Source organism: Jiangella muralis, assembly GCF_001270745.1.
GTDB lineage: Bacteria > Actinomycetota > Actinomycetes > Jiangellales > Jiangellaceae > Jiangella > Jiangella muralis.
Window position 1 is genome coordinate 1 of record NZ_LFXL01000084.1, and the last position, 1,323, is coordinate 1,323.

A 1,323-nucleotide genomic window follows, 5' to 3' on the forward strand; every position below is an offset into this window, starting at 1 on the left:
GGCGGCGTCCAGCGGTGTAAGCAACGGTTCATGCTGCTGCCGGTTTGGCGAGCAGCTCGGCCAGCGCTTGGGCTGGGGTCTGCAGGTCAAGGGTAGGGCGGGGTCGCCGGTTCAGGGTGGCGGCGATCCGGTTCAGGTCGTCGGCGGAGTGAACGGACAGGTCGCTGCCCTTGGCCAGCCAGAACCGCAGCAGCCGGTTGGTGTTCTCGTTGCTGCCGCGCTGCCAGGGTGAACGCGGATCGCAGAAGTAGACCGGCATGCCCAGCTCGAGCTGGATCCGCTCGTACTGGGCCAGTTCGGTGCCGCGGTCCCAGGTCAGCGATCGGCGCAGGTGCTCGGGCAACTCCCGCATCTGCGCGATCATCGCCGCGGCCACGCTGGGGGCGTCGTGGCGGTGCGGTAGGTGCAGCAGCATGGTGAACCGGGTGGTCCGCTCGACCAGCGTCCCGACCGCCGACGCGCTGCCGGCACCTACGATCAGGTCGCCTTCCCAGTGTCCCGGCACGGCCCGGTCGGCCACCTCTGCCGGGCGTTGGCTGATCGTGAACGCCTCCCGGTACGGGCTGTTCTCCCGCTTGTCGGCGGTGCGGGGTCGACGCGCGGCGCGTTGCAGGCTCAGCTGCCGGTGCAGATCGCGGCGCAGCTGCCCGCGGGTCTGCACGTACAACGCCTGGTAGATCGTCTCGTGCGACACGCGACCCATCCTCGCCCCAGCACTGGCGCCAGGGTGGTCGTGGCGCAGCATCGTCGCGATCAGCCCCGGCGACCAGCCGTCGTCCATCCAATCCTCGATCGCCCGGCACAGCGCCGGGTTCTCGACGAGTTTGAACGGCTTGGGGCGGCGGCGACGCTCGTGCGCCCCCCGGTGCGCCACCGGCGCGTAGTAGGACCCGTCGCCGCCACGGTTGCGGTTGACCTCGCGGCAGATCACCGACTTGTCCCGACCGATCGCCGCGCCGATCTGGGCATAGGACAGCTCCTGGCCCAGCAGCACGGCGATCACCGCCCGGTCCTGACTGGTCAACGCCCGACGCTGCCGGGCCGGCAGCCGTTCCTGCTCGCCGCTGACACCGGGAACCGCTGCCGGCCCACTCCCGGGCAGCCCGCCGTGGCGGCCTCGCTGGATCGATAGGTCCACAAGCCCCGATGCTCGCCACCACAGCACACCAGTCCACGACGACACGCCGACCTCCAACGCAGCCGCCTGCGCCGACATCCCCCCACACAGCAGCTCAAAGAACTCCGCACGCACCTCACGCGAGAACACCTTCGGCATCGGACAACACCTTCCACCAGGCGTTGCTACGACCGATGGAATCCGCC

1 protein-coding gene is annotated in these 1,323 nt (G+C 70.1%); it reads right to left on the reverse strand.

The annotated features are described in order from the left end of the window. Positions 1–28 precede the first annotated feature (28 nt). Positions 29–1,276: an IS30 family transposase gene (locus ACW62_RS32765; protein WP_053208323.1), complete on the reverse strand. Its 1,248-nt coding sequence runs from the start codon at positions 1,274–1,276 to the stop codon at positions 29–31. Positions 1,277–1,323 lie beyond the last annotated feature (47 nt).